The 26,255-nt window shown below is 54.6% G+C and carries 22 protein-coding genes and 1 tRNA gene; 13 read left to right on the plus strand and 10 right to left on the minus strand.

Annotated elements, in window-relative coordinates; all coding sequences use genetic code 11:
* Window positions 1–537, minus strand: a 537-nt coding sequence (locus tag KHU33_RS14645; protein ID WP_211464131.1) for a cupin domain-containing protein, incomplete at its 3' end; no start/stop codon positions are given.
* 112 nt (window positions 538–649) lie between these two features.
* Here KHU33_RS14645 and KHU33_RS14650 point away from each other — a divergent pair.
* From KHU33_RS14650 to KHU33_RS14710, 13 genes are all read left to right on the plus strand, one after another.
* Complete coding sequence (locus KHU33_RS14650; protein ID WP_230414278.1) at window positions 650–1,384, plus strand: hypothetical protein; 735 nt, start codon at window positions 650–652, stop codon at window positions 1,382–1,384.
* A 46-nt stretch (window positions 1,385–1,430) separates the two neighbouring features.
* Window positions 1,431–1,976, plus strand: a complete 546-nt coding sequence (locus KHU33_RS14655) for a carboxymuconolactone decarboxylase family protein (protein WP_211464132.1) — start codon at window positions 1,431–1,433, stop codon at window positions 1,974–1,976.
* Between the two features lie 101 nt (window positions 1,977–2,077).
* On the plus strand, window positions 2,078–2,776 hold the full coding sequence (locus KHU33_RS14660) for a glutamine amidotransferase (RefSeq protein ID WP_211464135.1): 699 nt from the start codon (window positions 2,078–2,080) through the stop codon (window positions 2,774–2,776).
* A 379-nt stretch (window positions 2,777–3,155) separates the two neighbouring features.
* The gene (locus tag KHU33_RS14665) at window positions 3,156–4,574 is read left to right on the plus strand and encodes an undecaprenyl-phosphate glucose phosphotransferase (protein ID WP_230414279.1); all 1,419 of its coding nucleotides are present in this window, start codon (window positions 3,156–3,158) and stop codon (window positions 4,572–4,574) included.
* A gap of 22 nt (window positions 4,575–4,596) precedes the next feature.
* Window positions 4,597–5,034: a VanZ family protein gene (locus tag KHU33_RS14670; protein ID WP_211464137.1), complete on the plus strand. Its 438-nt coding sequence runs from the start codon at window positions 4,597–4,599 to the stop codon at window positions 5,032–5,034.
* Complete coding sequence (locus tag KHU33_RS14675; protein WP_211464144.1) at window positions 5,021–6,238, plus strand: MATE family efflux transporter; 1,218 nt, start codon at window positions 5,021–5,023, stop codon at window positions 6,236–6,238. The genes KHU33_RS14670 and KHU33_RS14675 overlap by 14 nt, the downstream gene beginning before the upstream one ends.
* Window positions 6,235–7,446 (plus strand): polysaccharide pyruvyl transferase family protein, encoded by a 1,212-nt coding sequence (locus KHU33_RS14680; RefSeq protein ID WP_211464146.1) that lies wholly within the window; start codon window positions 6,235–6,237, stop codon window positions 7,444–7,446. Before KHU33_RS14675 ends, KHU33_RS14680 begins: the two co-directional genes overlap by 4 nt.
* 6 nt (window positions 7,447–7,452) lie before the next feature.
* Window positions 7,453–8,508 (plus strand): hypothetical protein, encoded by a 1,056-nt coding sequence (locus KHU33_RS14685; protein ID WP_211464148.1) that lies wholly within the window; start codon window positions 7,453–7,455, stop codon window positions 8,506–8,508.
* Window positions 8,509–9,615 (plus strand): glycosyltransferase, encoded by a 1,107-nt coding sequence (locus KHU33_RS14690; RefSeq protein WP_211464150.1) that lies wholly within the window; start codon window positions 8,509–8,511, stop codon window positions 9,613–9,615.
* A gap of 613 nt (window positions 9,616–10,228) precedes the next feature.
* A complete protein-coding gene (locus tag KHU33_RS14695; protein WP_211464152.1) occupies window positions 10,229–10,960 on the plus strand; it encodes a response regulator transcription factor in 732 nt (243 codons plus the stop codon).
* A gap of 139 nt (window positions 10,961–11,099) precedes the next feature.
* Window positions 11,100–12,239, plus strand: coding sequence for a polysaccharide biosynthesis/export family protein (locus tag KHU33_RS14700; protein ID WP_211464153.1), 1,140 nt, complete (start codon window positions 11,100–11,102; stop codon window positions 12,237–12,239).
* On the plus strand, window positions 12,236–12,673 hold the full coding sequence (locus tag KHU33_RS14705; RefSeq protein WP_211464154.1) for an arsenate reductase/protein-tyrosine-phosphatase family protein: 438 nt from the start codon (window positions 12,236–12,238) through the stop codon (window positions 12,671–12,673). Before KHU33_RS14700 ends, KHU33_RS14705 begins: the two co-directional genes overlap by 4 nt.
* A gap of 26 nt (window positions 12,674–12,699) precedes the next feature.
* On the plus strand, window positions 12,700–14,817 hold the full coding sequence (locus tag KHU33_RS14710; RefSeq protein ID WP_211464155.1) for a GNVR domain-containing protein: 2,118 nt from the start codon (window positions 12,700–12,702) through the stop codon (window positions 14,815–14,817).
* Window positions 14,818–15,251: 434 nt separating this feature from the next.
* Here the strand turns inward: KHU33_RS14710 and KHU33_RS14715 are convergent.
* The 9 genes from KHU33_RS14715 to ybiB form a co-directional block, all read right to left on the minus strand.
* Window positions 15,252–15,330 (minus strand) — tRNA-Ile (locus KHU33_RS14715).
* Between the two features lie 172 nt (window positions 15,331–15,502).
* The gene (rpoD, locus tag KHU33_RS14720) at window positions 15,503–17,989 is read right to left on the minus strand and encodes an RNA polymerase sigma factor RpoD (protein WP_211464160.1); all 2,487 of its coding nucleotides are present in this window, start codon (window positions 17,987–17,989) and stop codon (window positions 15,503–15,505) included.
* A 318-nt stretch (window positions 17,990–18,307) separates the two neighbouring features.
* Window positions 18,308–20,104 carry a DNA primase gene (gene dnaG, locus KHU33_RS14725; RefSeq protein WP_211464162.1) on the minus strand — a complete coding sequence of 599 codons (1,797 nt, stop codon included), beginning with the start codon at window positions 20,102–20,104 and terminating at the stop codon, window positions 18,308–18,310.
* 43 nt (window positions 20,105–20,147) lie between these two features.
* Window positions 20,148–20,597: a GatB/YqeY domain-containing protein gene (locus KHU33_RS14730; RefSeq protein ID WP_211464164.1), complete on the minus strand. Its 450-nt coding sequence runs from the start codon at window positions 20,595–20,597 to the stop codon at window positions 20,148–20,150.
* 190 nt (window positions 20,598–20,787) lie between these two features.
* Window positions 20,788–21,000, minus strand: coding sequence for a 30S ribosomal protein S21 (rpsU, locus tag KHU33_RS14735; protein ID WP_005665410.1), 213 nt, complete (start codon window positions 20,998–21,000; stop codon window positions 20,788–20,790).
* Window positions 21,001–21,153: 153 nt separating this feature from the next.
* Window positions 21,154–22,350, minus strand: a complete 1,197-nt coding sequence (locus KHU33_RS14740) for a BaiN/RdsA family NAD(P)/FAD-dependent oxidoreductase (RefSeq protein ID WP_211464166.1) — start codon at window positions 22,348–22,350, stop codon at window positions 21,154–21,156.
* A gap of 36 nt (window positions 22,351–22,386) precedes the next feature.
* Window positions 22,387–23,586 carry a YbdK family carboxylate-amine ligase gene (locus tag KHU33_RS14745; protein ID WP_211464168.1) on the minus strand — a complete coding sequence of 400 codons (1,200 nt, stop codon included), beginning with the start codon at window positions 23,584–23,586 and terminating at the stop codon, window positions 22,387–22,389.
* A 35-nt stretch (window positions 23,587–23,621) separates the two neighbouring features.
* Window positions 23,622–24,830, minus strand: a complete 1,209-nt coding sequence (locus KHU33_RS14750) for a cation:proton antiporter (protein WP_211464181.1) — start codon at window positions 24,828–24,830, stop codon at window positions 23,622–23,624.
* Window positions 24,831–25,124: 294 nt separating this feature from the next.
* Complete coding sequence (gene ybiB, locus KHU33_RS14755; protein WP_211464183.1) at window positions 25,125–26,141, minus strand: DNA-binding protein YbiB; 1,017 nt, start codon at window positions 26,139–26,141, stop codon at window positions 25,125–25,127.
* Window positions 26,142–26,255: the final 114 nt, after the last annotated feature.

Here is a 26,255-nt window from a genome sequence, read left to right on the forward strand (position 1 = left end):
CAAACCGATCGAAACGCCACCTTCTTCTCCATGGTCCAGCAACCAGCGCAGTAGCTGGAGCACGAGCACTTCAAACAGGCGATCCGCCATCAGCCGGTGACCGCATCGCACCTGATCAGCCTCCTGAAACAGCAAGTCCAGCACACCTGACAGGCCTGGCACTCTGGCCAAAGGCAAAACGATCAACGGCGGCAAAGCCCGCACCAGCGGGTGACTGGCGCCGCCTTCAAAGTGGACCGAGGCGCATGTGAAGTCGGAACCATTCTGAGGCGCATTGTGAAACTGATGAGCCAACGGCTGCGGGTAAAAAAAAAGTGTCGGTTCGCTCGCCTCAATGCGGCGCGCCACACCTGCACCTTGTTGATGGGTGACCACCATGTCGCCCTTGCGCAGTACATGAAAAAAACCCCTGCCCGGTTGTGCATCGAAGGTACTCACACCGCACAGCGCGCCAGTGTGAAAAAGACGCGCAGACACCTGAAACCGCTCCAATAGCGAAGAAAGTCGGTCCAAGGCTTGGTTGGGTTCAGCGCTCATATTGTACGAATGGGTATGTTATATGGATAAATGGATACCAATTGTACGCACATAGAGCGCAAACTTCTCTTTGTGCAGATTTGCACCAACTCCAACCCACAGAGGTATCTCAATGAAATTGCATTCAACACTCAAGCGGATCACGATGGCCATGGCGTGTGCCGGCCTGGGCCACCTCGCCGTGGCTCATGACGGCAAGCACACTGTTGGCATTCAAAGCCCGCCGACCGCCAAGGTGGAAGCACCGTTTGATATTTTTCATACGCGCATTACCACCGAGGGCAACATCGCCACCTTCCATATCGCGGTGTCTGGCAAAGCGGGGGACAACAAACCCGGCAAGACCGGCAAACTGGCCGGCAGCACCGTATTTTCTTATGTCTGGCCGACCACCATGGACCCATCCGTGGTTGGGTTTGAAGCCAAAAGCGGCATCCTGGCCTTTGCGGTGACCAGCCATCCCGATTTCAACGACACACCGCTGTTTGCCGGCGGCGGCGGGGAATGGCACTCGCACTGGGTGGTGCTGCGGCCCGACGACACCTGTGGCAAGGGTGCCCTGAAGGTGGTTGACATTCCCGAGGGTAGCAAGCCCAAGTTGCCCAAGACATGGCCTGGCCTGCCTATCTTGATCGACAGCCCCGGCTGGAACCCTGTCTTCAAAGGTAAATCGCTGGAAGTGAAAGTGCCGTTCGACGACATCGGCGTGGTGCAGACCGCCGGATTTGATGGCGTCACTGCCGCGTTGCGCGTAAACGCCAGCGTGCACAACCCACTGCTGTGTGTAGCCGATGTATTCAAGGTGGCCTCCGGCAATTTGTCTTTGCCAGGCAAAGTCAATCAGTAATCCCTGTTCCCCCTGTTATCCCCCAATTTTTTTAAAGGAAATCAGCATGTCACGCGTACAACTTATCAACCAAGCCGACACCAGCCCCAACCGTCAAGCCCTGCTCGCGCAAATTCACAAGGCGTTCGGCGCCACACCCAATATGTTCAAGGCCGTGGCCAACTCCTCCGCTGCTCTAGAAAGCATGTGGGGCTCCTTCGGCGCGCTGAGCTCGGGCGTTCTGGGTGCCAAGCTGGGTGAGCAGATCGCCGTCGCCATCGCCGACCGCAACCGCTGCGAATATTGCCTGGCCGCCCACACGGTGCTGGGCCAGGGCGCCGGCGCCGGCGCAGAGGAAATGTCCGCTGCGCAAGCTGGTCGCTCCACTGACCCGAAGACGGCTGCCGCCTTGGCATTTGCATTGAAGGTCGTCAGCAATCGCGCTCAGCTATCCGACGAAGATGTGTCTGAATTGCGGGCCGCAGGTTTTAACGACGAACACATCGTTGAAATCTTGGCCCACGTGGCCTTGAATATCTTCACCAACTATATCAACGTGGCCTTTGATGTGCCCGTGGACTTTCCCAAAGTGGCGCTGAACCCGGTCAGGTAACGCTCATCGGCACAAACCATGCCCGCAAGGCGCCTGAATCGACATTGCAGTCCGGCTGCGATGACCTTCAGTGCGCCATCCACAGCTAAAGGGAAGCATCCATGAAGTGCATCGCCATACGGCATCTGAAGTTTGAAGACCTCGGCATATTCGAAGAGACTTTGGTCGAACACGGTATTGAGATCGAGTACGTTGAAGCCGGGCTGCAGAACCTTGACTCCTGCAACTGGGACAACACTGACCTGGTGGTCGTGCTGGGTGGCCCGATTGGCGTGTATGAGGCTGCGGACTATCCTTGGCTCAGGCAAGAGATCGAAATCGTGAGGCAGCGCCTGCGCCAGGACCTGCCAACCTTGGGCATTTGCCTGGGGGCACAAATCATGGCAACGGCGTTGGGTGCTGCTGTCTATCCGGGCCGGGCCAAGGAAATCGGGTGGTCTGCCCTGCAACTCTCACCTTCGGGCAAGAACGCTGGCCTGCAAGCGATGGACAAGATCGATGTCCTGCACTGGCACGGCGACACCTTTGACCTGCCAGAGGGTGCAACCTTACTGGCATCCACCGAACTGACGCCGAACCAGGCGTTCCCCTACGGCCGCAATGCCCTGGCGCTGCAGTTTCACGCCGAAGTTCACGGCGCCCGGATGGAGCTCTGGCTCATTGGCCACACCCTGGAACTTCGCACGGCCGGTATAGGTCTCGCGCAACTGCGGCAAGCCGGGCTGCGGGGTGCCGTTATCAAGGCCGCGGCAGGACAAAAAATGCTTCATCAGTGGCTGATGCAAACCGGTCTGGCCTAGTTCGCGATCGAAAACACATCCTCCAACATGATGCCTTCCTCTGCCGATCGCCTGTTTTTTAGTATCGCGGCGCATTTCGACCCACAGAAAATAAAATCCGCCAAAAATTGGTGGGTCCGTCAGCAACCTGAAGGTTACGTGTGAACGTAACCTTTTTTGTATGGCGGCCCTGACCTGTCCCTAAGAAAACTGGACTCCGGAACGTTCAATAGATCGCATGCGATGGCCGCGGGAATGTCAGGATTTGTGGGTATTCGTCTATTTGCTGACAGGTTTTTCCGGAAAAATTCTGATCGACAAGAATATATTTTTCCACCAACGATTGCATTGCAGTACTTCCATTAAGGAAATCAGCATCGGCTAATTGAAATGAAATCTCATGACCAGATCCAACGCGCGCACTTTCAAACGTCCCCAGGAATTCGGGGCGCTGATGCGACTGATGGATGTTGCAATTCTAGCGGCGGCAGCTCAGCTTGCCAGCTATTTGCGTTTCGGCAGCCTGCTCGATACGGCAGATCACATTTACACGGTCATGCTCTGTCTATGCTGCACGCTGGCATTTTTCATGTTTCCGCAATCTGGTGTGTATGTCTCGTGGCGCGGCCGGTTTGTGTCATCCATGCTGGGTCGCCTAGCTGCTTCATGGGCTGCGGTCCTGCTGATCGGCCTTCTCTTCAGCTTCCTGTTTCATTATGCGGGCCAGGTATCCCGGCTCTGGCTTTGCTACTGGTACGTGATGGGGGCCGTGTTGTTGACTGGGTACCGGGCTGCACATTATTTGTTGCTTCGCCGTTTGCGCAGTTACGGATTCAATACCAAACGAGTGGTCATTGTAGGTTACGGCCAGACCGGACAGGAAATGCATAAGCGCGCCCGGCAGCAGGAACAATCCGGTTATCACGTCGCAGCCATCTACGTCGACGGCCACGACACGCCCGATCTATCTCTCCTCTCCGCTGTTGATCGCATCAAGACGTTGGATGACATCCATGGCTATGCCATGTCAAACCGGATCGACGAGATCTGGATTACCTTGCCTGTCAGCGCGTCGTCCCAGCTGCACGAATTGCAGTACATGCTGCGCAACGCCTTGGTGGATATACGCTGGGTGCCTGATATGCTGGGGCTGCAAATGTTTAGCAGCGGCATGGTCGAATTTCTTGGTTTACCCACGGTAGATTTGAATCGACCGGTCTCCGACGGCCTGGGCGGCATGTTCAAGCATCTGCTTGACAAACTGTTTGCGGCCGCGGTGTTGGTCGTGCTGTCGCCATTGTTTCTGATCATTGCGGCGGGCATCAAATATGCATCGCCCGGGCCGGTGTTTTTCAAGCAGGCGAGGCTTGGCCTCAACGGTAAGAAATTCATGGTCTACAAGTTCAGAAGCATGAAAGTGCACCAGGAACATCAGCACGTTACGCAAGCGACGCAACACGACCTGCGCATCACTCGTATCGGACAATTTCTGCGTCGTACCAGCCTGGATGAACTGCCGCAGTTCATCAATGTTCTGATCGGCGACATGTCGGTTGTCGGGCCACGGCCGCACGCAATCCAGCACAACCAGATGTACGAGGAAATCCTGGAGCTGTACATGGCGCGGCACCGGGTTAAGCCAGGTATCACCGGATGGGCCCAAATCCACGGCCTGCGCGGGGAAACCGATACCGTCGACAAGATGGAAAGACGGATTGAGTTCGATCTGCATTACATCCGCAACTGGTCGCTCCTGATGGATCTGCGCATTGTGGTCTGGACTGCTTTCAGGGGATGGACGGGTAAAAATGCGTATTAACGAAACCCGTCACCGACACTGCATGGCAGTTGCATCGATTTTCTTTGTATTGCTGCTGAGCGTCGGATCCGTGCCCGGTTATGCCAGGGCGGCCTCCGCCGTGGTTGATCATCGAATACTGCATTTTGTCGCGTATGGTTTTCTTAGCGCCCTGATCTACAGTTGCTTGGGCGGAGCGCCGGCTCGTCGCGCTCGATGCACCCTGTTAGCGATTGCAGTACTGGGCGGCCTCGATGAATCGCTACAGAGTTTCCTGCCTTACCGCAATGGCGATTTCAGCGATTGGGGCTGTGACATGCTGGCCGTGCTGTCATGCGTGGCAGTGCTGGCCTTTTTTCAGGCCAGGAGTGCAGGCAGGAAGGTCGCGCAATCCCGCACACTCATGCTGGCGCCTGATCACCAGGAAGAACCCGGGTATATCCAGCCAGCGGAAGGAAAGTGTCAACATGCCGCGTCTTGATATGAAAAAATCCAAGGCGCTGCTGCAAATTATCTTTGAACAGGCAGTCTTCACTCTGACGTTTTTCGTAACCCAGGCTCTGCTCGCACGCCATCTGAGTGTGGCAACGTTCGCCTCGTTTTCCGCGATTTATTCGGCCGTGATTCTGCTGAACATCGTTCACGGCAGTACGGTCATGGAGCCATTGCTGGTGTTCGCTAAAGCGAACCGTGCGATCGACCGCAAGTTGCTGCTGATAATGCATCTGCTGATTACGGTATCGAGCATATTGGCGGTGATCTATCTGGCGTGGATCATCCCCGGCACGTCGCCGTATTTCGTGTGCGCATTGATTCTTGCGATGACGGGTTTTGTGGCGTACTGGACGGTGCGGGCGATATCCATTTTGGACAATGCCAGCCTCAAATCGATCCTGCCTGCACTGGCGCAGCTAGCTGTCGTATGCACAGCAATTGGCTTGATGCCTGACGACGGCCCCTATCGGTTGAGTGCACTGCTGGTAGCCATCGGCTTGCCGCTGCTATTGACGAGCGCGCTGATCATTGTCATGACTAAGAAGAAAGACGGTCATCCGGCGCAAGCAGTTGGCGAAAAAATCTCCTGGCTGAGTTTCGGCTTGAACAACTCCCTGAGCCAGATCACGGTCTGGGCCATGACTCATGGCCTGGTGATTTATTACATGTCCATGCAGGAGTCCGATCTGGCCGCCAGTTTCCGGGTGGTGATGACCTTGGTGCTGCCGGCACAATATCTGAATATCGCGATATCGAACTTCGGTTTGCCGCGGCTGGCACGGCTGGCAGATGAAAAATCTGCAAAGTTTGCAGCGATGGCGCGCATGCTGCTTATGGCTACGCTGGCTTCCGGCCTGGTCTACAGCCTGGTGCTGTGGTTCTGGGGGCAGTCACTGGCAGGGCTGTTGTTCGGCGATAAATACAGTGGCCTGGATATGCATGACTATTTTCTGTTGCCGGTAATACTGGCGGCGATTCAAGGCATGCGTACCGTACTGAAGGCGCTCAAGCTGACCCGTTACGCCAGCTGGGCGATGGCAGGCGGCTTCCTTTGTTTCATGCTGGTGTTTGTCGCTAACCCGGTGGCGTCGGTCAGCACGATGTTCGTTCCGACCGTGTTCGGCCTTGGGCTGGCCGCCGTGATCATGTTGCACCAGCTCGGAAAAGGGCTAAAGGTGGCGGCATTATGAAAATCGTGATTTGCGCGGTTCCCTTTAGCGCCAACCTGGGCGATGGCGTCATTTATGAAAATATCCGGGAATTGCTGCTGGAACGCTTGCCGAACGCACACATCAGCGCACTCGATATCGCCGGCCGCGACGATTTTTCCGTGGCTGCCGTCTCCAGGAAATCGTTGATTCATAAAGTACCCAAGCTGCTGTTGCCGTCCGCAGTCTGTTTGTATTTCGCCCTGCAATATGTGTTGCGCTGGCGCCGTAAGTGGACGGAGCGGTTGGCGGGCGCAGACCTGGTGATGATCGGTGGCGGCCAGCTGTTGCTGGATGTTCACCTTAATTTCCCGGTTAAATTATTCCTGCTGTCGTGCATTCTGAAAACCGTGGGCAAATCCGGCAAGGTCGCTGTTTTCGGCGTTGGCGTTTCGCCATCCATGTCGACTGCGGGAACCTGGCTGCTACGGCGGACGTGGCGCAACCTGGCGCCGGTGTACGTCAGCACCCGGGACAGTGCTTCAGCCGAAAACCTGCAACGCATTTTAGCGAGGCCGCTGGACGTCAGCGTTACGCCAGATCCTGGCGTCTATTCACAACAAACGTTTGCGGCTTTCCTGCCGCAGCGCGGTCCGGGTAACATCCTGGGCATCTGTATTTCCAGTCCGCTTGAGCTGAATCAGTCCGACCTGGAAAAGCAGGACTACGGCCGGCGGATCGGCGCCTATTTCCTGGAGCTGGCGCGACAAGCCTCTGCATCAGGGTATCAGGTGCATCTGTTTACCAACGGCGCGCCGGAAGACGAGGTGTTCAAGAATATGCTGGCGGCTGATCTGAGCCCAGGGCAAGTGCTCAATCTGCCGCGCCCGGCGTTGCCGGCGCAACTGGTTGCCAATATCAGCCGCTGCGGTGGTGTCATTGCCCATAGGCTGCACGCCAATATCGTCGCCTATTCGTTGGACATCCCCAGTATCGGCTTAAGCTGGGACAGCAAGGTACAGTCCTTTTTTTCGCTGACCGGCCGTGACGATTTTTTTATACGAGAGTCCATACCCGACGTAGCCGGCACGCTCAAGCTGCTGCAACACGCGCTGCAAACTGGCGCAGGCAAGGAAAAGAGCCGCTTGACGCAACAGCTGATGGCGGAAATCTCGACCTTGTTGAACGACTCCGGACTGGCCGCTACGATGCTGCCGCTGGATTCGATCGCCGGTGCTGCCGTTACCTAGCCCGTCATGCATAAATTATTCGACAGGCGGATTGCGTCGGAAATCAGGCTCATCGGCTGCGTGCTGATGCTGGCGCTCGCCGCGCTCGTTTATCTGTATCAGCGGGTGTTTTTGCCGAGTTATTTCTTTACCGACGAAACCACGATTCTCAACCTGATGCGGTATTCCGATCTGGGTTTGCTGGAGCAGAATTCCTTTGTCAGCACCGCCACGGTCTTTTCCGTGTTCGGACCGGTCGGGTCGCAACTGCTGTTGCTGGCTTCTACCTGCCTGGTGATTTTTTATATCAGCAGGAAATCGCTACGCCTGGTCGATCTGGCGTTTTCTTTTGTCCTGATGCTGTCGTTCGCCATGTTCAACCTGAAACTGTCGAAAGAAGTGGTGGTTATCCTGATGAACTTGCTGGCGTGCCTGGCCTGCAGCTGGCGTATCTCGAATCATCGCAAGGTGATGCTGGTAAGCGCGATCTATTTAATCTACGCGTGGCAATTCCGCAGCTATTACGTGCTGATCGTAGCGGCGATGATGGCCATGCACATCGTGTTCAGTACCCAGGGCAAGCTGCGCGCCACGATTGTGCTGGCTGTTCTGGTTGGCTGCCTGGCGCTGCCGGGAGATTTCTGGAATCAGTTGCAGCAGGCGCGCGATATCGTCAACCTGGACCGGGACGGCTTGTCGGACTCCAAGACCATCTTCTCGAATCCGTTTTCTCCGAATGGGGTAGCGACGGCTCTTCCGAACGCCGGCTTTGCCGCGCTGCGCTTTTATTTTGCGCCTGTCTTTTCGCTGCGTGTGCAGGAGGTATTTCTTTCTTTTACCTTGTGTTTCTTGACCTTCGTTTTGTTCCGGCGCCGCAACTGCAAACATCCGCTGGCCTTGCTGCTGATCGCCAATTTTTCGATCCAGACTTTCTTCGAACCAGACCTGGGATCGTTTTTCCGGCATCTGAGCGCCTATGCTTTTTGCGTTTTCGGTATTCACTACCTGCAGCCGGTGCATCAAGAAAAATTGCACCGCGCCGTAGCGGTATTTGGATCCCCCAATTTTTACCGAAAGGCCTGAATGCCTGACAGTCTGCTGCAAGGCCGCCCGTTAAACGTATTGAACGTTGCGGAAACCATTAAAGGCGGCGTCGCCACCTATCTCGACATGCTGGAGCATCTCAGCGACAATTTCAATTGCCGCTTCACGCATCTGGTGCCAGCTTCGCAAGCTGAGCAACTCAATGCAGAGCGGGTTCATTGCCATCCGTATTCGCGCGGCGGACTGGGACCGTTCAAGCTGGCGCTTGCCATCGTGCGTCAGGTGCGTCTGCAGCGTCCCGATATCGTCTATGCCCACAGCACTTTCGCAGGCATCGCTCTATGCCTGGCTATACCTTGGCTCGGGCGTAACACAAGAACCATTTATTGCGCACACGGCTGGGCCAGTTTCCGTGATCGGAGCAAGGCGGTGACCCTGCTCACCAGGGCAATTGAAAAGGTCATGTCTTACATTCCGGATGTGGTCATCGATATTTCTGGCTACGAGCATGAGAATAATCGCAAATTCGGTTTCTCCGGCAATTGCATTCTGATCCAGAGCACCGTGCTGGACCGGCTGGATCCGCCGCGCAGGAAAAAAAGAGACGATGAGCATTTGCACATGCTGTTTGTAGGCAGGCTGGACCGTGTGAAGGGTTACGATATTTTGCTGGAAGCCATTCGCAGCCTGCAAAAGAGCCGGCCTGACTACGTTTATCACATTGTCGGTGCGCCTGTGTCGGCTGATCTGCAGCTTGAAAAGCTGGACGCGCCGAACGTGCATTACTACGGCTGGATAGACCAGGAGGATATCAATACCTACTACGATCTTGCCGACGTACTGGTGATGCCTTCGCGTTCCGAAGGTTTTGGCCTTACCGCGCTGGAGGCCATGCGCAGCCACGTTCCTGTGATTGCCAGCAATCGCGGAGCGCTGCCGGATATCGTGGAACATACGGTCAATGGCCTGATCTTCAATTGCACTTCCGCCGACCTGGTAGAGAAGCTTGAAAACCTGAGCCGCCACAGCGTGGATCGCTACGCGCAAGCTGCAAGGGCCTCTTATCGGGGGCGTTTTTCTCCAAGTCAGTTCATTACCAGCTACCGGAAATTATTCTCCCGCATGCGGGAATCGCGTTCCCCGTGACTTCTGCTTAGGGCGTGGATATGCAGGTCTCACTTGAAGTGATGCACCTGTAATTTTGATAAACATCGGTTTTCATGCGGCGCTGCTGCCAATCGTGCGGACCGAGAGATTGGCGCTGCACAGTCTGCGGATTTTTCTTCGTTTTACGTCAGATCCGGAAACGGGAAAAATGTACTCAGCTGACTTACAGAAAGCCAAGTCTGGTTCTTGACCGCAAGCCTCCGGAGTGGTGAGGATATTTTCGCTCTGTATTTTAAGAGGTTTCCTTCAGTATTTTAAGAGATTTCCTTAGGTATTCTAAGAGATGTCCTAAGGACTATTGCAACGATCTGCTTCACACTTCGCATTGTCGTATTTTGACTTTTTTAAGTGCATCAGAGTCCTCCCTTTTTCGCATCATTTTCAGGTAAGTAATCGCTGGAAATTCGGTAATGCCTGATTTGCCGGCCTATGACAGGCTTCACGAAGAGTTATCTTTAACGATTCTTCTGATTCTTAAATACTATTTTGAAACCTGTCAGGTCGTTGGGGAGTATTGACATCTTTGACATCTGATTAACGTGCATCGCAAATTGCCAATTGCTTGCCGCGTGCATAAGGCGATTGGAGGCATATGGATATTCCGATTAAAGACAACTGTTCAAGCAAAGCTCGCATTGTTGTGATGGACGCCGACGATGCGTTTCGAAACGCGATCGTTGCCGGCCTGCTCCAGCAGAGGTGCGAGGTGTCGGGGGTGCACGATAGTGCAGCCTTGTATCGAGAGTTAATCGAACGTTCGGTGGATATCGTGATTCTCGATGCCGACAGCGCTGACGGCAGCGGCCTCGCTATTGCATCTCAGCTGCGCGCCATGCAGCGTACCTGTCGTCTCGGCATCGTCATGCTCGCTTCACAGGACAATATGCATATGTGCGTCGAAGGTCTGCAATGTGGCGCAGACATGTTCCTTGCCAAGCAATCCGATCATCAGGAAATCCAGGCAAACATACATAGCCTGCATCGCAGGTTGATTTTGAGCTTACCGCCCCAGCAGCGCACGCCATGGCGTTTCAGCCGCAGCGAATGGAAACTGTTTGCGCCGTCAGGCGCCGAAATCCTGTTGACGCACCTTGAAACGCTGCTGATCGATATTCTTGCAGACAGCCGGGGGCAACCGGTACGCCGCAAAGACATCATATCGACCGCGCTTGATCAAAATCCTCTGGTCTACGACGAACGCAGGCTTGAGGCGGTAGTCAGTCGCTTGCGAAAGAAGATTACGAAGATTTACCGGGCATCGCAACCGATCAAGGTAGCGCACTCCATTGGCTACATATTCGCCGAGTCTATCGAACGGGCATAGCCGGCATCGGCTGGCCGAAAAAATAGCTTAACCAGCATACAGAATCCGGGTGCATGCCCTGTTTTTCCTTGGGCATGCGTTCTTGGTACTTGTGCAATACAACGCCATGACAGGCTTACTTTATCAAGTTAGAAATTCCATGCTTTTTTTTTCAAGAATCCATTTATTGAAGATGGTGATACTGGCGGGATTGATTCCCGCAATTGCGGCCTGTGCGGTTGCCCCTGGCATGCATATGGACAATCTGCGTGCGGCAGGCGAAACTGAATCTGGCGCCATGGCCGCGAATTTGAAGCAGATCACGCCGGAATTGCTGCAATCTGAAAAAACAATGCGTGAACAGCAATCCAGCCAGGACATCAGCGGATTGCTAGCCGACCCGGAGCCTTACCGCATCGGCAGCGGCGATGTTCTTTCCATCCAGGTGTGGGCCCATCCTGAGCTTTCTACTCCTGCGATGTCCGGGCAGGCAGCAATCTCCCAGCCTGGCGCTGATAGCGGCAATATTCCAGGCTTTGTAGTCGATCACAGCGGCCTGGTGCAATTCCCTTTTGTCGGCCCTGTCAAACTAGCGGGCCTGACAGCGTTGCAGGCGCGCGGCTTGCTGACCGACAAGCTTGCCCGCTACGTCAAAGCGCCGGATCTTACCTTGCGTGTGCAGGCGTACCGCAGCAAGCACGTCTATCTTAATGGCGAAGTCAGGGCGCCAGGGATTGGGGTGATCAACGATATCCCGATGACATTGCCGGAGGCGATGGATCGCGCCGGCGGCATCTTGCCGAGCGGCGACCAAAGCCAGATCAGCATTTATCGTGCCGGCGTAACTTATCAGATCAGCTTGCCGCTGCTTATAAAAAAAGGCATCAATCCAAGTAAGATTTTGCTGGAAAGCGGCGATATCGTCCACGTGCTTTCACGTGAGGAGAGCAAGGTTTTTGTACTGGGCGAGGTAACGCGCCCGAGCACACTGACATTGCGCAACGGCCGTTTGACGCTGAACGAGGCGCTCGGCGAGGCCGGCGGCCTCAATCCGCTGACCAGCAACGGACGCCAGGTCTATGTGGTGCGCAATGCGGGCAACGCAGGGAACATGAAGCCTGTTGTGTACCACCTGGACGCACGCTCTCCCACTGCCTTTGCCCTGGCAGAGAATTTCGAGCTGTCGGCCAGAGACGTGGTCTATGTCGACGCCGCGCCGCTTGCCACATGGTCTCGCGTCATCAGCCTGATACTGCCAAGTGCACAGTCGGTCACGAGCGCGGTGCAGGCGGGAAAATGATAGCTAACATTCTGGTCGTTTGCATCGGCAACATTTGCCGCAGCCCTATGGCAGAAGGTTTGTTCAAGCAGGCTCTGCCTGGAATCACGGTGCGCTCCGCCGGGCTGGACGCAATGACAGGCTATCCTGCCGATCCGTTTGCGGTTCAGCTCATGCAAGAGTTGGGCATCGACATCAGCGGCCATCGCGCGCAGGGTCTAGCGTCCTGGATGATCAGAGAGGCAGATATCGTGGTAACGATGGATCTGGCGCAAAAGCATTTCATCGAGCAGACGTATCCGACCGCCAGAGGCAAGGTATTCCGGCTTTGCGAATCCGGCAATGGCGATATTCCCGACCCGTACCGGCAGGACCGGGCGATATTCCGCCAGACCTGCAACCTGATTGTCCAAGGGGTAGGCATGCTGGTCGAACGTATCGATCGCGTCAAATAAGAGAATCAGTTTAAATAAACACCGCTATGAGCCAATACATTCCACCGCCAGCCTCCACCGGCACGCCAGATGACGATAAGATCGACCTGGCAACTTGCCTCGACATCTTGTTCGACCACCGCTGGCTGATCGTCAACGTTGCTCTGGCTATCACCCTGTTGGGCAGCGCCTATGCGTTTCTGGCCAAACCGGTTTACCGAGCCAATATCCTGATCCAGGTTGAAGACAGCCCGGGCTCGTCAAAAAACATATTGGGGGAAATGGGTTCTCTGTTCGATCTTAAGACAGCCGCGATAACGGAGATAGAGATTATCCGCTCGCGTTTTTTAGTGTCGCATGCAGTGGACAGCCTGCGGCTGTATATCAGTGCCGTTCCAAAATATTTTCCCTTCGTTGGCGCATGGTTCGCAGGCCGCAATGATGAATTGTCTACCCCTGGGTTATTCGGCTACGGGGGTTATGCTTGGGGTGCGGAACAGATCGATGTTGCGGTCTTCAACGTGCCGGAAGCATTGGAGGATCGCGAATTCACCTTGACAGTGGGAAGCGACGGCCGATTCCGCGTAAATCAAAATTCCGAAGGGATCGAGTTCCATGGCGAAACCGGGGTCTTGTTGCATAGCAAGACAGCGAAGGGTGATATAGAACTCCGTATTACAAGCCTGGAGGCCCGGCCGGGCGCGCAGTTCTTGCTGAGCCGGACGTCACGGCTTGCTACCATCGAAAAATTGCAGCGGGATATGGTGGTCGTTGAAAAAGGCAGGCAGTCCGATATCATCAACGCTGAGCTTGAGGGGACCAAGCCTAAACTGATCAGCGCTATTCTCAATCAGATCGGCGTGGAATACGTACGCCAGAATCTGGCGCGGAAGTCGGAAGAAGCGGAAAAATCCCTGGTATTTTTAGATCAGCAGCTGCCAGACATCAAACAGCAGCTGGAACGCTCAGAGACCAAATACAACCAGTTCCGTAACAGTACCGGCATCATCGACTTGGGTGAGGAAGCTAAAGTGCTGCTGCAGCAATCTGTCGCCGCTCAGCTCAAACGTAGTGAGCTGACGCAAAAAAAAGAAGAACTGTCGATCCGTTTCACCAGCGTGCATCCGGATATGATAGGACTCGAAAAACAGCTGCAAGAGATCAACAGAGAAATACAGGCAGTTACGACGCAGATAAAAAAGCTGCCCCTGGTAGAACAAGATGTGGTGCGCTTGATGCGCGATGTCAAGGTTAATACTGATCTTTACACGTCTCTTTTGAACGTTACGCAGCAGCTGCGCCTGCTGAAAGCCGGCAAGGTTGGCACCGTTCGCCTGGTGGATACAGCCGCAGTGCCGGAAGAACCAATCAAGCCCAGGCGCACCATCGTGATCGCGGTTGCATTGCTGTTGGGCCTGTTCCTCGGCGTGGTCAGCGCATGGATCAAGAAATCGCTGTTTGGCGGTATCGATAATGCGCATGAAATTGAGCAAACGCTCGGCCTGCCGGTCTATGCATCTATCCCGCACAGCAGAAAGCAAGAGGAGTTGTATGCGCGGGTCCGTGCGAAGCTGCCGTTCTCATTGATGCTAGCTAAAAGCGCGCCGACTGACAGCGCTATAGAAGGCCTGCGTAGTCTCCGTACCGCGCTGCATTTTTCGATGCTGGAGGCAAAGAACAACGTCATATTGATCACCGGTGCAACGCCAAACCTGGGGAAGTATTTCGGTTTGGATCGGGGGAACGGTTTGTCGGATTTGATTGCGGGGGCCATGTCTTTTGAGCAGGTGGTACATAAAGGAGTGACGGAGAACGTCGATTTTATTTCCACCGGAAACCTGCCGCCCAATGCGTCTGAACTGCTGCTGCATGCGAATCTCGGCAAATTGCTCGCAACCCTCAAGGACAGTTATGACTGTGTGTTGATCGACACGCCACCGATACTCGCGGTATCCGATACGTTGACCGTCGGGCCGCATGCCGGGACTATCTTGATGATTGCACGTTCAGGTATCAGTACTGCCTGCGACATCAGAGAGTCGATGAAGCGTCTCGATCAGGCCGGCATGTCAGTTAAAGGTATCGTGCTCAATGATGTGAAAGCCCGGCCGGGCGGCTATAACTCCAAATTCGGCAGATATCGGCATACAGAATACGCCTATTAAAAACGATTGAAGAAGGAATGATCTGCTCTCAACAATACAAAACCAAGTGATAGCGCTCGCTCAGTTTCATCAATAATTGAGTGGTAAAAATGGTTCAGAGTGTTGTAGCGCATTGTGTGTTGATTGCTGCGTGCAATGCTCACAGAAAATCTAGAACCAAACATAAATCGGTCCGACCATACAAAGTAATGCTGTGCTTGCCCGACTCTTTGAGTTTAGTTACTACACGAGAGCGTAGGGGAGGGCGATTGAGCTTGTTGTGGCCGGTGTGCTTAGTGTATCTCGGAGGCCAAGCGCTGAATTGCATTTGATATCATTGTTGCAACTTTATGCATCGTTACTTTGTATCGCTGTCGATGTGTCATGCCATGCGTCACGCTAAAATACAAAAACAAAAAGGATTACATGCATAGCATGTAATCCTTTGTTTTATTTGGTGGGCCCCCCCAGAGTCGAACTGGGCACCAACGGATTATGAGTCCGCTGCTCTAACCAAGCATGAGCTAGGGGCCCAATTCCTTAGGGCACTGTAGTTGTCGTGCTTGCAGTGTCTGCAGAAGACATATCCGCTTAACCGCACTACAGCATCTTAAAATCAATCCCGTATTATAGAAAAATACCTGGATGAAAGGTAGGTGAATTATCGTGAATCGTTCAAAAAACTCCGAATGATTCACGGATAATCTTAATTACCTTCGAGGAAGCTCTTCAGCTTGTCGGAACGCGATGGATGGCGCAGCTTGCGCAGCGCTTTAGCCTCTATTTGACGGATCCGTTCACGCGTCACGTCGAATTGCTTGCCGACTTCTTCCAATGTATGGTCGGTCGACATTTCAATGCCGAAACGCATCCGCAATACCTTCGCTTCGCGCGGGGTCAGCGAATCCAGGATGTCCTTCACTACACCGCGCATCGATGCATGCAATGCCGCATCGGCCGGCGCCAGCGTGTTGTTGTCCTCGATGAAGTCGCCCAGATGGGAATCGTCATCGTCGCCTATCGGTGTTTCCATCGAAATCGGCTCTTTGGCGATTTTCATGATCTTGCGGATCTTGTCTTCCGGCATTTCCATCTTGATCGCGAGCGTTGCCGGATCCGGCTCGGCGCCGGTTTCCTGCAGAATCTGACGCGAGATGCGGTTCATCTTGTTGATCGTTTCGATCATGTGCACCGGAATACGGATGGTGCGCGCCTGATCGGCGATCGAACGCGTGATGGCCTGGCGGATCCACCAGGTGGCATAGGTCGAGAATTTATAGCCGCGACGATATTCGAACTTGTCGACCGCTTTCATCAAGCCGATATTGCCTTCCTGGATCAGATCCAGGAACTGCAAGCCGCGGTTGGTGTATTTTTTCGCGATCGAGATCACCAGCCGTAAGTTGGCTTCGGTCATCTCGCGCTTGGCCATGCGGGCTTTCTTCTCGCCCGCACCCATCTTCTTGTTGATGCCGCGCAGATCCGGCAACGGCAGCACGACGCGCGCCTGCAAGTCGATCAGGCGTTGTTGCAGCTCTTTCACTGCGGGCACGTTACGGGCGAGCACGGTGCTGTATGCATGGTTGCCGTTGACTTCACCGTCGACCCAGTCGAGATTGGTTTCGTTGCCCGGGAAAACCTTGATGAAATGCGGGCGCGGCATGCCGCACTTGTTCACCGCGACGTCAAGGATCTGACGTTCGATCTGACGCACTTCGTCGACCTGGCCACGCAAAGTGTCGCACAATTTTTCGACGACTTTGGCGGTAAAGCGAATCCCCAGCAATTCGTTCGAAATGATTTCCTGCGCCTTGACGTAAGGTTTCGAGTTGTAGCCTTCTTTTTCGAAAGCCTTGCGCATCTTGTCGAACTGGGTCGAGATGGTTTCAAACTTGCCGAGCGCGTCGCGCTTCAGCTGTTCCAGTTGTTCTGCCGAGAAGCCGGCGGCGCCAGAGGTCGAACTGGCGTCGTCCTCTTCCTCGTCTTCTTCTTCCTCTTCTTCCTCTTCGTCGCTGTCGTCGTCGGTCGCTGGCGCGGCTGCGCTGGCGGTTGCTGCTTCGTCGGTCTGATTAGGATCGACCAGGCCATCGACGATTTCATCGATCTTGATTTCGTCCTTGCCGATCTTGTCGGCAGCCAGCAAAATCTCGGCGATGGTTGTCGGGCAGGCGGAAATCGCCTGGATCATGTCTTTCAGGCCGTCTTCGATGCGCTTGGCGATTTCGATTTCGCCTTCGCGCGTCAGCAGTTCGACCGAACCCATTTCACGCATATACATGCGGACCGGGTCGGTGGTGCGGCCGAAGTCCGAGTCGACGGTAGACAGCGCAGCTTCCGCCGCAGCTTCTGCATCGTCGTCGCTGGCAACGGTGGCGACGTTATCCGACAGCAGCAGTGTTTCTGCGTCTGGCGCTTGTTCGTAGACGGCAATCCCCATGTCGCTGAAAGTACCGATGATGCCTTCGATGGCTTCCGGATCGATAATGTTTTCAGGCAGGTGATCGTTGATTTCGGAGAACGTCAGGAAGCCGCGCTCCTTGCCCATCTTGATCAGGGTCTTGAGCTTCTGGCGGCGCGCTTCGAGTTCTTCTTCGCTTGCTTCGGTATCGGACGAGAAGGCGTCTTTCAGCAAGGCCTTTTCCTTGGCTTTGCGATCTTTCGCCTTGGCCTTGTCGACCGCTTTCAGTTCAGCGCGTTCGACGGCATTGAGCGCCGCGACTTCGTCGTTTTCCGGCTGGAATTCTTTTGGCTTGCGACCACGACGTCCTGGTACCTTGACCGACGGCAAGATATAGCCGGAAGTGTCAATCGCCGCCAGTGTTGCGGCATCCGTGGTTTGACTTACGCCTGATCCAATCATCACGCTAACGTCGGCTTTAACTGGGGCCGCCGCTGCATTTTTGGATGATTTGACGACTTTGAGTTGTGGTTTCTTGTTTGTCACAGGGGCTTTCGATTTCACAGATACTGGTTTTGCAACAGTTCTTGATGCTTTCGTGGTCGTTGCAGTTGCTTTAGAAACTACTTTCTTGCTAACGGGCTTCACCGGCGTTCTGGGTGAAGCTGCCGTTTTTTTGACGGATGACTTCGCGCTTGAGGAAGAGGTGCTTGAGTTGGTCTTGGCGGCTGCCGGCTTCGTATTTTTTACGGAAAGTGTCAGGGGTTTCGCTGGTCTCTTCATTGCATTCGCCATGGAATCAAATACCAATTGGTTACACTGATTTGCGCGCTGCAGCTGCCTGTACTCTGTCCGTTTGAATTTTGATAAGCCTAAATCGCTGACAGAATTACCTGAGCGCCTGTTCTTACTACTATCCTCACTTCGTTCCTATCCGTCTAAATCAATCTGGTGCTACTATCAATTCAACGCCCAATTTGGCCAAGCCTAAGGTGTTGAATCTAAAGCCTTTAATTATAGCATATGGAGGGGCTTTCCTCCAATGCGGACGGCCCTGTTGTGCCGCCCGATTCACATCTCTTGCGCCGGCTTGCCTGTATTTTAAGCAGTTTTTCAGCGTAAATTCGTTTCTGCTTCTGCTTCGCGCCGCAGTTGTTCCTGTTTTTGCATCAGTTCCCGATAGCGATTGCGCGCTTCTTCATTGCCAAGTCCGGTCGCCGCCAATTGATCAAGTTCGTCTTTCAATATCTTCATTTTAGTCTGGCGAATTGCGCCCGCCAGTTCTAATCGCGCCGCTTCGGTTTCGGATTCGGATTCTGCTGCAATTTCCGCTATCAATGATTCAAAATCCTCGCCGCCTTCACGCAAATGCTCGGCCAATGTTGCAAAGTTGGCTTGTTCGCCCATCGCCTGGCTGGCGCCGATCAGGCGTGCCAGCATTTCGGCGCGATCAGGTGCAAAGTGCGCGACGGCATCCAGCGCAGCGTCATCCAGTTCCGAGGCGAAAGCCGGATGGGCCACCAGCAAACGGATGATTTGCCGTTCCAACCCGACTGGCGCCTGCCGATTGCTGCGCGGCGGCGCGCGGCGCGCGCTGGCAATCGGGTTGGCCAGTTCAAACAAGGATTCGATTTCGTTAGGCGTCGATTGCGTCAACTGTGCCAGGCCGCGCACGATTTGCAGCCGTAATGACGATGGCGGCATCAACTGCAATAAGGGCTTGGCGTCGTATTGCGCCCGCGCACGTCCTTCGGATGTGCTCAAATCGGCTTCGCTCGTGACCTCGTTCAGTAAAAATTGCGATAGCGGCATGGCGTCATGAATCTGCCGCTCAAATGCCTCTGCTCCCAGTTCTCGTACAAAGCTGTCCGGATCATGTTCCTGCGGGAGAAACAGGAATTTGATGACTTTGTTGTCGGTCGCATGCGGCAGGCAGGCATCCAATGCGCGCCGTGCGGCCTTGCGGCCAGCGCGGTCGCCGTCGAAGCTGAAGACAACATGATCGGTCTGGCGCAGCAATTTATGCACATGGGTTGGCGTGCAAGCGGTTCCCAATGTGGCTACCGCCTGCGGGAATCCCAGCTGTGCCAACGCCACCACATCCATATAACCTTCGGTTACCAGCACATATCCAGCATCCCGGATTGCCTGCCGCGCTTCGAACAAGCCATATAGCTCGCTGCCCTTTTGAAATAGGGGTGTTTCCGGAGAATTCAAGTACTTCGGTTCGCCGCCATCGAGTACGCGCCCGCCAAAGCCGATAACCTGGCCCTTTGTATTGCGAATTGGAAACATGATGCGATCGCGAAAACGATCGTAGCGCTTGCGATTATTGCCTTCTTCGTCCGTGCGGTCGATCACCAGGCCGGATTCGACCAGGGCGGTGGCTTCATAATCAGGGAAGACCTGGCGTAGGCTATCCCAGTTGTCGGGCGAGTAGCCCAGTCCGAACCTGGCGGCAACCTCGCCAGTCAAGCCGCGCCGTTTCAAATAGTCGACCGCATTCGATGCGCTGCGCAAATGTTGCCGGTAAAAATCGCAAGCGGCGCTCATGGCGTCCGACAGGGCCAGGCTCTTTGCCTGATATTCGGCTCGTTGTGCCGGCGGAATCTTGTCGTCGTTATCCGGCACCGTCATGCCGACGCCTTGCGCCAGATCTTTCACTGCTTCAACAAAGCCGAGGCCTGAATATTCGATCAAAAAACCGATCGCCGTGCCATGGGCGCCACAACCAAAGCAGTGATAAAACTGTTTGGTCGGGCTGACTGTGAAGCTAGGGGATTTTTCGTTGTGGAAGGGGCACAAGCCCATCAGGTTCGCGCCGCCTTTTTTCAACTGCACGTACTTGCCCACCACATCGACAATATCGACACGGTTGAGCAGGTCCTGAATAAAGGATTGCGGGATCACTTAGACTCGACGGCGGGTGGTGTTTTATCAGGCAATCAAGTAATCAAGCTTTGGTCAGTGCGGCTTTCACCAGCGCAGAAACCGCGGTCATGTCGGCGCGGCCGGCAAGCTTGGGTTTCAATATGGCCATGACCTTGCCCATGTCTTGCGGACCGCTTGCACCGCTGGCAGCAACCGCCGCGGCTACTTCGGACTGGATTTCTGCATCCGTCAGGCCTGCCGGCATGTAGGCGGAGAGAATGACTAGCTCGGCTTTTTCAATGTCGGCCAGATCCTGGCGGCCGCCGGCTTCAAACTGGCTGATGGAGTCTTTGCGTTGCTTGATCATCTTTTCGATGATGGCAAGCACATGGGCGTCGCCCAACTCAATGCGTTCATCCACTTCTTTTTGTTTGATGGCTGCGGTGATCAGCCGGATGGCGCTCAGTTTCGCAGTCTCTTTGGCGCGCATCGCGGCCTTCATGTCTTCGGTGATCTGTTCTTTCAAGCCCATGCAGTTCTCCATTCGGTGGTGTTTTTCATCTGGAATCGGAAAAACAAAAATGCTGGATTATGGTGGTGGCCGCAAGAGGCCGCCCTTGATGATGTTGAAACGGCAAAACCCGCTGCGGAGCAACACCGGAGCGGGTTTGTAACGCAATTCAGTCAGCCGCACTAAGTGCGATGAAGAATTAGTGCAAATATTAGTACAGTTTTTTCGGCAATTGCTGGCTGCGAATGCGTTTGTAATGACGTTTCACAGCAGCTGCCAGCTTGCGCTTACGCTCGGCAGTTGGCTTTTCGTAAAATTCACGTGCACGCAACTCAGTCAGCAGACCTGTTTTTTCAATAGTGCGCTTGAAGCGACGCATCGCAACTTCGAAGGGCTCGTTTTCTTTAAGACGAATTGTGGTCATGTAAATTCAAACCAAGTTTGTGTAGGGAAGAGCGAGATTATAGCTGGGAAAACGGATAAATGGAAGTGTTATCCCAGGCGGTGTAAATATTGCCGTTTATTTGCAACATTCCTGTTTGAGTCGCAGGATAGACGATTGCCGTTTAATTTGTTGTCAAATGGCAAGCCCAGTTGCCGTCGCCGACGCCCAGGCCCATTGAAAATTATAGCCGCCGAGCCAACCTGTAACGTCGACCGCCTCGCCGACAAAATACAAGCCGGCCACGCGATTGGACATCATGCTCTGTTGTGAAAGTTCCCTGGTATCGATCCCGCCCAGGGTAACTTCTGCTTTGCGATAACCCTCGGAGCCGTTGGGCCGGATCGCCCAGCGATTGACGGCGGCGCCAAGGTCTTTCAGCAAGCGGTCGGGAGTGTCTGCCAGGCGGGCCATTGCGTCAAGCTTGTTTGCCTCAATGATGCCGTGCGCCAGACGCGCTGGAAGCCATTGGGCGAATACGTTTCCCAGGTTTTTCTTGATTGATGTTTTGCCGTCGATCAGTGTCTGGGCGACATCAATTTCGGGTAAGAGATTTAAGAGCAGAGGAGAACCGCTTTTCCAGAAGCTGGAAATCTGCAGGATCGCAGGTCCGGACAATCCGCGATGGGTGAACAGCAGGTCTTCCTTGAATTCGCCACGATTTTTTTTGTCGCCGGTTTCCACTTCGACCGGCAAGGCAATCCCGGCCAGCGGCAAAAATGGCTGCCACGCCGTGCTATCGAAAGTCAGGGGCACCAAGCCTGGCTGCGGCTCTATCATGCGCAGATCAAATTGACGGGCGATGCGATAAGCAAAGTCGGTGGCGCCGATTTTCGGGATGGACAAACCGCCGGTGGCGATGACGACATTGCTGGCAAGGATTTCTCCGGCGCTGCTGTCTATCCGAAACAGATCGCCGCTCTTGCCTACATTGGCAACGCTGCAAGGCATGCGCCAGCTGACATTGCCCAGATCGCACTCGGCTTTTAGCATGGCGATGACTTGTTCCGAGGAGTCGTCGCAAAACAATTGCCCCTTGTGCTTTTCGTGATAACCGATCCGATAGCGTTTCATCAGGCTGAGGAAATCCTGCGGGGTGTAGCGCGACAGGGCGCTTTTGCAGAAATGCGGGTTCTGCGACAGGAAATTCTGCGGGCCGGCGTTGATATTGGTGAAGTTGCAGCGGCCGCCGCCCGAGATGCGGATTTTTTCCGCCAGCTTGGTGGCGTGATCAATCAAAACAACCTTTTTCCCACGTTGACCGGCTACTGCGGCGCACATCATGCCCGCAGCCCCGGCGCCGATGACGGCGACATCAAATTGTTTTTGCATCGATCTTTGTTAAATAGATATTTAAATACTGTAGTGCTATTGGAAATACGGTGGCGGATCCTGTCCCATCCATAGTTCCGAAGATAGCCGCATCATGTCGTTGAGCGAACCGCGCTGGGTGAATGTCTGCCTGAGCCAGCCGGCATCGCTGAGACGCTCGTCCGCCATATGGCGCAAGCGCTTTATTGTCAATTGCTCGGCTTCGTTTTGAGTATACCGCTGTAAGTCCTGCAGATGGTCGAGCAGATGTTGGTAGATCGGTAATTTGAACGAGTCGGCCGGGGTGTTGCCATGTAACGCCATAGAGCCGTTCAGGCCGTAACGGCTGGCTTCGAAGCGATTGTACTGGTATAGCAAATAAAAGTCGTTGGTGATGACAAATGGTCTTTCCGTCAAAATCCAGCGCGCCAGCAATTGCGCGTAGCATCCCAGATGCGCTGCGTGTTCGATCGTCAGGGGGGTGTCGCAGACACGGATTTCAACTGTACCGTATTCCGGTTTGGGGCGGATGTCCCAGTAAAAATCCTTCATGCTGGCAACGATCCCCATGCGCAGCAACTCATCGTAATACGATTCGAAATCGGCCCATCGGGTCAGCGTGGGTGCGGTTCCTGACAGAGGAAATGCGCGCACCACGTTGCTGCGCGAGGATTCGAATTTGGTGTCCGCACCTTGATAAAACGGCGAGGCGGCCGAGAGCGCAATGAAGTGCGGTACGAAACGCGAAAACGCATGCGTCAGATATAGCGCGTCGTCGCCGTTTGGCACGCCGATATGGATATGCTGGCCGAAGACCGTGAATGTCTTTGCCAGATAACCGTATTTTTCATGCAGATGATGGAAGCGTTCGCTGGGCGTAATCCGCTGTTCGTTCCAATGCTGGAAGGGATGTGCGCCGCCGCCGGAGACATCGATATTCAGATAGTGCGCGCCCCGGTTCAGCGCCGCGCGCAAACTTTTTAATTCCTCGATCAGATGGTCGACCCGGGTGTGCACGTCGGAATTCAACTCGATCATGCCTTGTGTCATTTCCAGCTTGATCTGTTTTTGCAAGTCGCGCGGCTCGATCCAGGTGAGCAGGTCAACCGCATCGCTGGCCAGGTTGTAGTTGCGGCGATTCACCAGTTGCAATTCCAGCTCAATTCCCATCGTAAACGGGGTCGAACTGGTGAAAGGCAAGATATCCGTTTTTGCTGCATCGGTCTGGATCTTGCCGGCTTGCGTATTCTCAGTCATAGATTCACCTTTGCATCCTTCTTGATCCGCATCCTTCATTCGCGTCCGCTTTCACCCGATTTGATCAGGGCAAACTGGGTTGCTATCGGCCCCAGCAATTCCAGCACAATCAGGCAGCCGGCCAGCAATGGCAAGACATCGGCGGTGGTGTTGGGGTAGAGAAAGGCGGTGGTTTGCATCAATCCCAATCCAGCCTCGGTCATCGGCAAGGTTCCCAAGGTGATCAGCGCCGCCTGTTTCCATTTCATCTTGGCAAAATGCGCAAATGAAAAGACGCCGCAAGCCATGGCGAGAAAGCGTGCCGCGATGAGTACCGCAACCGATGCGCCCACCATCGACAGGTCGGACAAGCGGATCGAAGCGCCTATGGTGATAAACAGCATCACGATGAACAATTCGTTGGCGACACCGAACTCGAGTTCCATCAGATCATACTGATGATCGAGGTTCTTCGACATGATCGCGAAGATCAGCATGGTAAGCAATATCGGCAGCTGCAACGCGTGAGCGGCGCCGATCGCCAGGGTGATGACGGCGATCACCAGCACAAACTGGCGGCTCGGCTGACGGCCCAGCAAGCGCGCCAGCGGGATCATCAAGCGATAAGTCAGATACGCCAATACCAGCGAGCCGCACAGCGAATAGAATGTATGCGCCAACAGCGTGCCGAAGGAAGTGGCGCTTTCATGCGCGACGACCGGCAGCAAGGCATACGCCGCCAACATGGCAACAAAATTATTCAACGCCGTCATGGCGGCCAAGCGGCGCGTCACCTGGCCCTCTGCCTTGACGTCGCGCAGTACCACCATCACCACTGCCGGCGCGGTGGCGATAGCCAGTACGCCGCCCAGCAATGCGAGCACACGAGAAGTGCCGAACCACATCAGTGCACCGCTGACAAACGCGAAGCACAATACCGCGCTCAGGACCACCGTCGCCAGCAACCATTTTTCCCGTCGCAGCCAGCCGATATCGACATAGCGGCCCAGTTGATATACAACCAGCGCCATCGCGATGTCGGCAAAAATATTCGCCAGTTTGAGCACGTCGCCCGACAATAAGTCCAATCCGCCCACGCCTAGCAAGAAGCCGACTATCAAGTAGCCGGTGATGCGTGGAAACCAGGGGCTTTTCGTTACTATATGGCCGCCCACTAGCCCGAACAGCAGCAAGCTGCCGAACAGTAACAGCGCATTCCATTGAATGGGCTGTGCTAGTGCAAAGGGCGGAAGAGTCCAATCCATGGATCCTCCAGAAAGTTGGTTTTGCAGCAAAAGACGCTACGCTGGACAAGATGCCGTATGAGCATATAAATGGGGTATTGCTGAAATCACGACTACATGGTTTTAAGCACACTCTCCTTGCATTGATTGTAATTGCGTTGCGCTATCGGGGCTGCTTAAGCTCTTTGTTCTCAAGTTAGTTGCCTATTCCTATAGGCAATATTGGGGGGCGGCTGCCACATAGTACATGTTTCCTGTTTTTTGCTAGATCAGTCTGGTTTGTTCCCCACTGCAAAAATTAGTTCCATCGGGAAATTACTGCTGTTTGGCGATATCGGCCGCATTGTATTGCAGGTGGAGCGCCCGGCAAACTTTCAGGCATTGCTCAACCTGCTCGGAAATCGGTTTTGGGATCAATTCCTTTTGCACCAATGCCTGCTGTATCCAGTTAGCGGTACTGACGGCGTCGCGCTGGCCCGGCAGGGCGGGCATGTCGTCGGCGATGCTTTGTTTCTCTACCAGCGTAGTTTGTGTGCCGGCATGCAGCCAGTCGATTTTTTGCGCCTTCCTGGCATTGGCCACCGTTTCGCCTTCGGTGCCGCGCATCAGAAACACATCCCCGCGCTTAGCCGCGGCGGTAGTCGTGAAATAAGCCGTCAGCATGGTCAAGTATTCCGGATGCGTGTATGAGCTCAGGCGCAAGGCTGGGGCCACAAACGGCTGCATGATTTTGACCAGGGTATGGGTTGAGTTGCGCACCCCGAGAATCCGCCGCATAGCAAGCAATCTGGCCATTTTCGGCGCCAGCGCATCGATTGGCATGAAAGCCGGTAAGTGTTGTGCAAAACATCGTTGTGCCTGTTCGATGCTGGTGCAGATCGGTTGGCCCAATGCTTGAAAAATTTCGGCGCTGGTGACACGGCCGGGATCTGTCAAAACTCCGTGCAACAATACCGGCACACCCTCACGCGCCAGCAACATGGCCAGCAAAGGGGTCAGGTTGGCCATATGGCGTGCACCGTTATAGCTGGGGATGACGACCGGCGCATACGTGCTGCTGCCTGTATCGGCAGTGTCGAGCAGCGGTATCTGCGTAAACGACGCTTCCGCTGCCTCCAGGAAGCCGGCGATTTCCTCTACCGATTCACCTTTGATCCGCATCGCCAGCAGGATGCCGCCCAGCTCCAGATCCGAGACGCGGCCGTCCAGCATGGCCGCGTATAAATCATGGGCATCGCTGCGTGACAGGCTACGCGCGCCGTCTTTTCCGCGCCCGATCTCCTTGATGAAGCGAGCAGCTGCGAATGGTTCCGCCGGCGGAATATTTTTCATGTGTAGATAACGATCAAGGTTGACAAGTAATGAATGGAACGGGACGTATTCGCCAGGATTTTACTTTACCAGCCTCGGCCCATGGCCATCGGGTAAAATCGTCGCCACTCAACC

Source organism: Collimonas silvisoli (assembly GCF_018305005.1).
Taxonomy (GTDB): Bacteria; Pseudomonadota; Gammaproteobacteria; order Burkholderiales; family Burkholderiaceae_D; genus Collimonas; species Collimonas silvisoli.

Excerpts from the sequence above, each read along its gene's own strand:
- KHU33_RS14745 (WP_211464168.1), bottom strand. The coding sequence starts at position 23,586 with ATGACTGAGAATACGCAAGCCGGCAAGATCCAGACCGATGCAGCAAAA.
- KHU33_RS14655 (WP_211464132.1), top strand. The coding sequence starts at position 1,431 with ATGTCACGCGTACAACTTATCAACCAAGCCGACACCAGCCCCAACCGT.
- KHU33_RS14750 (WP_211464181.1), bottom strand. The coding sequence starts at position 24,830 with ATGGATTGGACTCTTCCGCCCTTTGCACTAGCACAGCCCATTCAATGG.
- KHU33_RS14700 (WP_211464153.1), top strand. The coding sequence starts at position 11,100 with ATGCTTTTTTTTTCAAGAATCCATTTATTGAAGATGGTGATACTGGCG.
- KHU33_RS14650 (WP_230414278.1), top strand. The coding sequence starts at position 650 with ATGAAATTGCATTCAACACTCAAGCGGATCACGATGGCCATGGCGTGT.
- KHU33_RS14740 (WP_211464166.1), bottom strand. The coding sequence starts at position 22,350 with ATGCAAAAACAATTTGATGTCGCCGTCATCGGCGCCGGGGCTGCGGGC.
- KHU33_RS14730 (WP_211464164.1), bottom strand. The coding sequence starts at position 20,597 with ATGGGCTTGAAAGAACAGATCACCGAAGACATGAAGGCCGCGATGCGC.
- rpoD (WP_211464160.1), bottom strand. The coding sequence starts at position 17,989 with ATGGCGAATGCAATGAAGAGACCAGCGAAACCCCTGACACTTTCCGTA.
- rpsU (WP_005665410.1), bottom strand. The coding sequence starts at position 21,000 with ATGACCACAATTCGTCTTAAAGAAAACGAGCCCTTCGAAGTTGCGATG.
- KHU33_RS14670 (WP_211464137.1), top strand. The coding sequence starts at position 4,597 with ATGGCAGTTGCATCGATTTTCTTTGTATTGCTGCTGAGCGTCGGATCC.
- KHU33_RS14685 (WP_211464148.1), top strand. The coding sequence starts at position 7,453 with ATGCATAAATTATTCGACAGGCGGATTGCGTCGGAAATCAGGCTCATC.
- KHU33_RS14660 (WP_211464135.1), top strand. The coding sequence starts at position 2,078 with ATGAAGTGCATCGCCATACGGCATCTGAAGTTTGAAGACCTCGGCATA.
- KHU33_RS14690 (WP_211464150.1), top strand. The coding sequence starts at position 8,509 with ATGCCTGACAGTCTGCTGCAAGGCCGCCCGTTAAACGTATTGAACGTT.
- ybiB (WP_211464183.1), bottom strand. The coding sequence starts at position 26,141 with ATGAAAAATATTCCGCCGGCGGAACCATTCGCAGCTGCTCGCTTCATC.
- KHU33_RS14695 (WP_211464152.1), top strand. The coding sequence starts at position 10,229 with ATGGATATTCCGATTAAAGACAACTGTTCAAGCAAAGCTCGCATTGTT.
- KHU33_RS14675 (WP_211464144.1), top strand. The coding sequence starts at position 5,021 with ATGCCGCGTCTTGATATGAAAAAATCCAAGGCGCTGCTGCAAATTATC.
- KHU33_RS14680 (WP_211464146.1), top strand. The coding sequence starts at position 6,235 with ATGAAAATCGTGATTTGCGCGGTTCCCTTTAGCGCCAACCTGGGCGAT.
- KHU33_RS14710 (WP_211464155.1), top strand. The coding sequence starts at position 12,700 with ATGAGCCAATACATTCCACCGCCAGCCTCCACCGGCACGCCAGATGAC.
- KHU33_RS14705 (WP_211464154.1), top strand. The coding sequence starts at position 12,236 with ATGATAGCTAACATTCTGGTCGTTTGCATCGGCAACATTTGCCGCAGC.
- KHU33_RS14665 (WP_230414279.1), top strand. The coding sequence starts at position 3,156 with ATGACCAGATCCAACGCGCGCACTTTCAAACGTCCCCAGGAATTCGGG.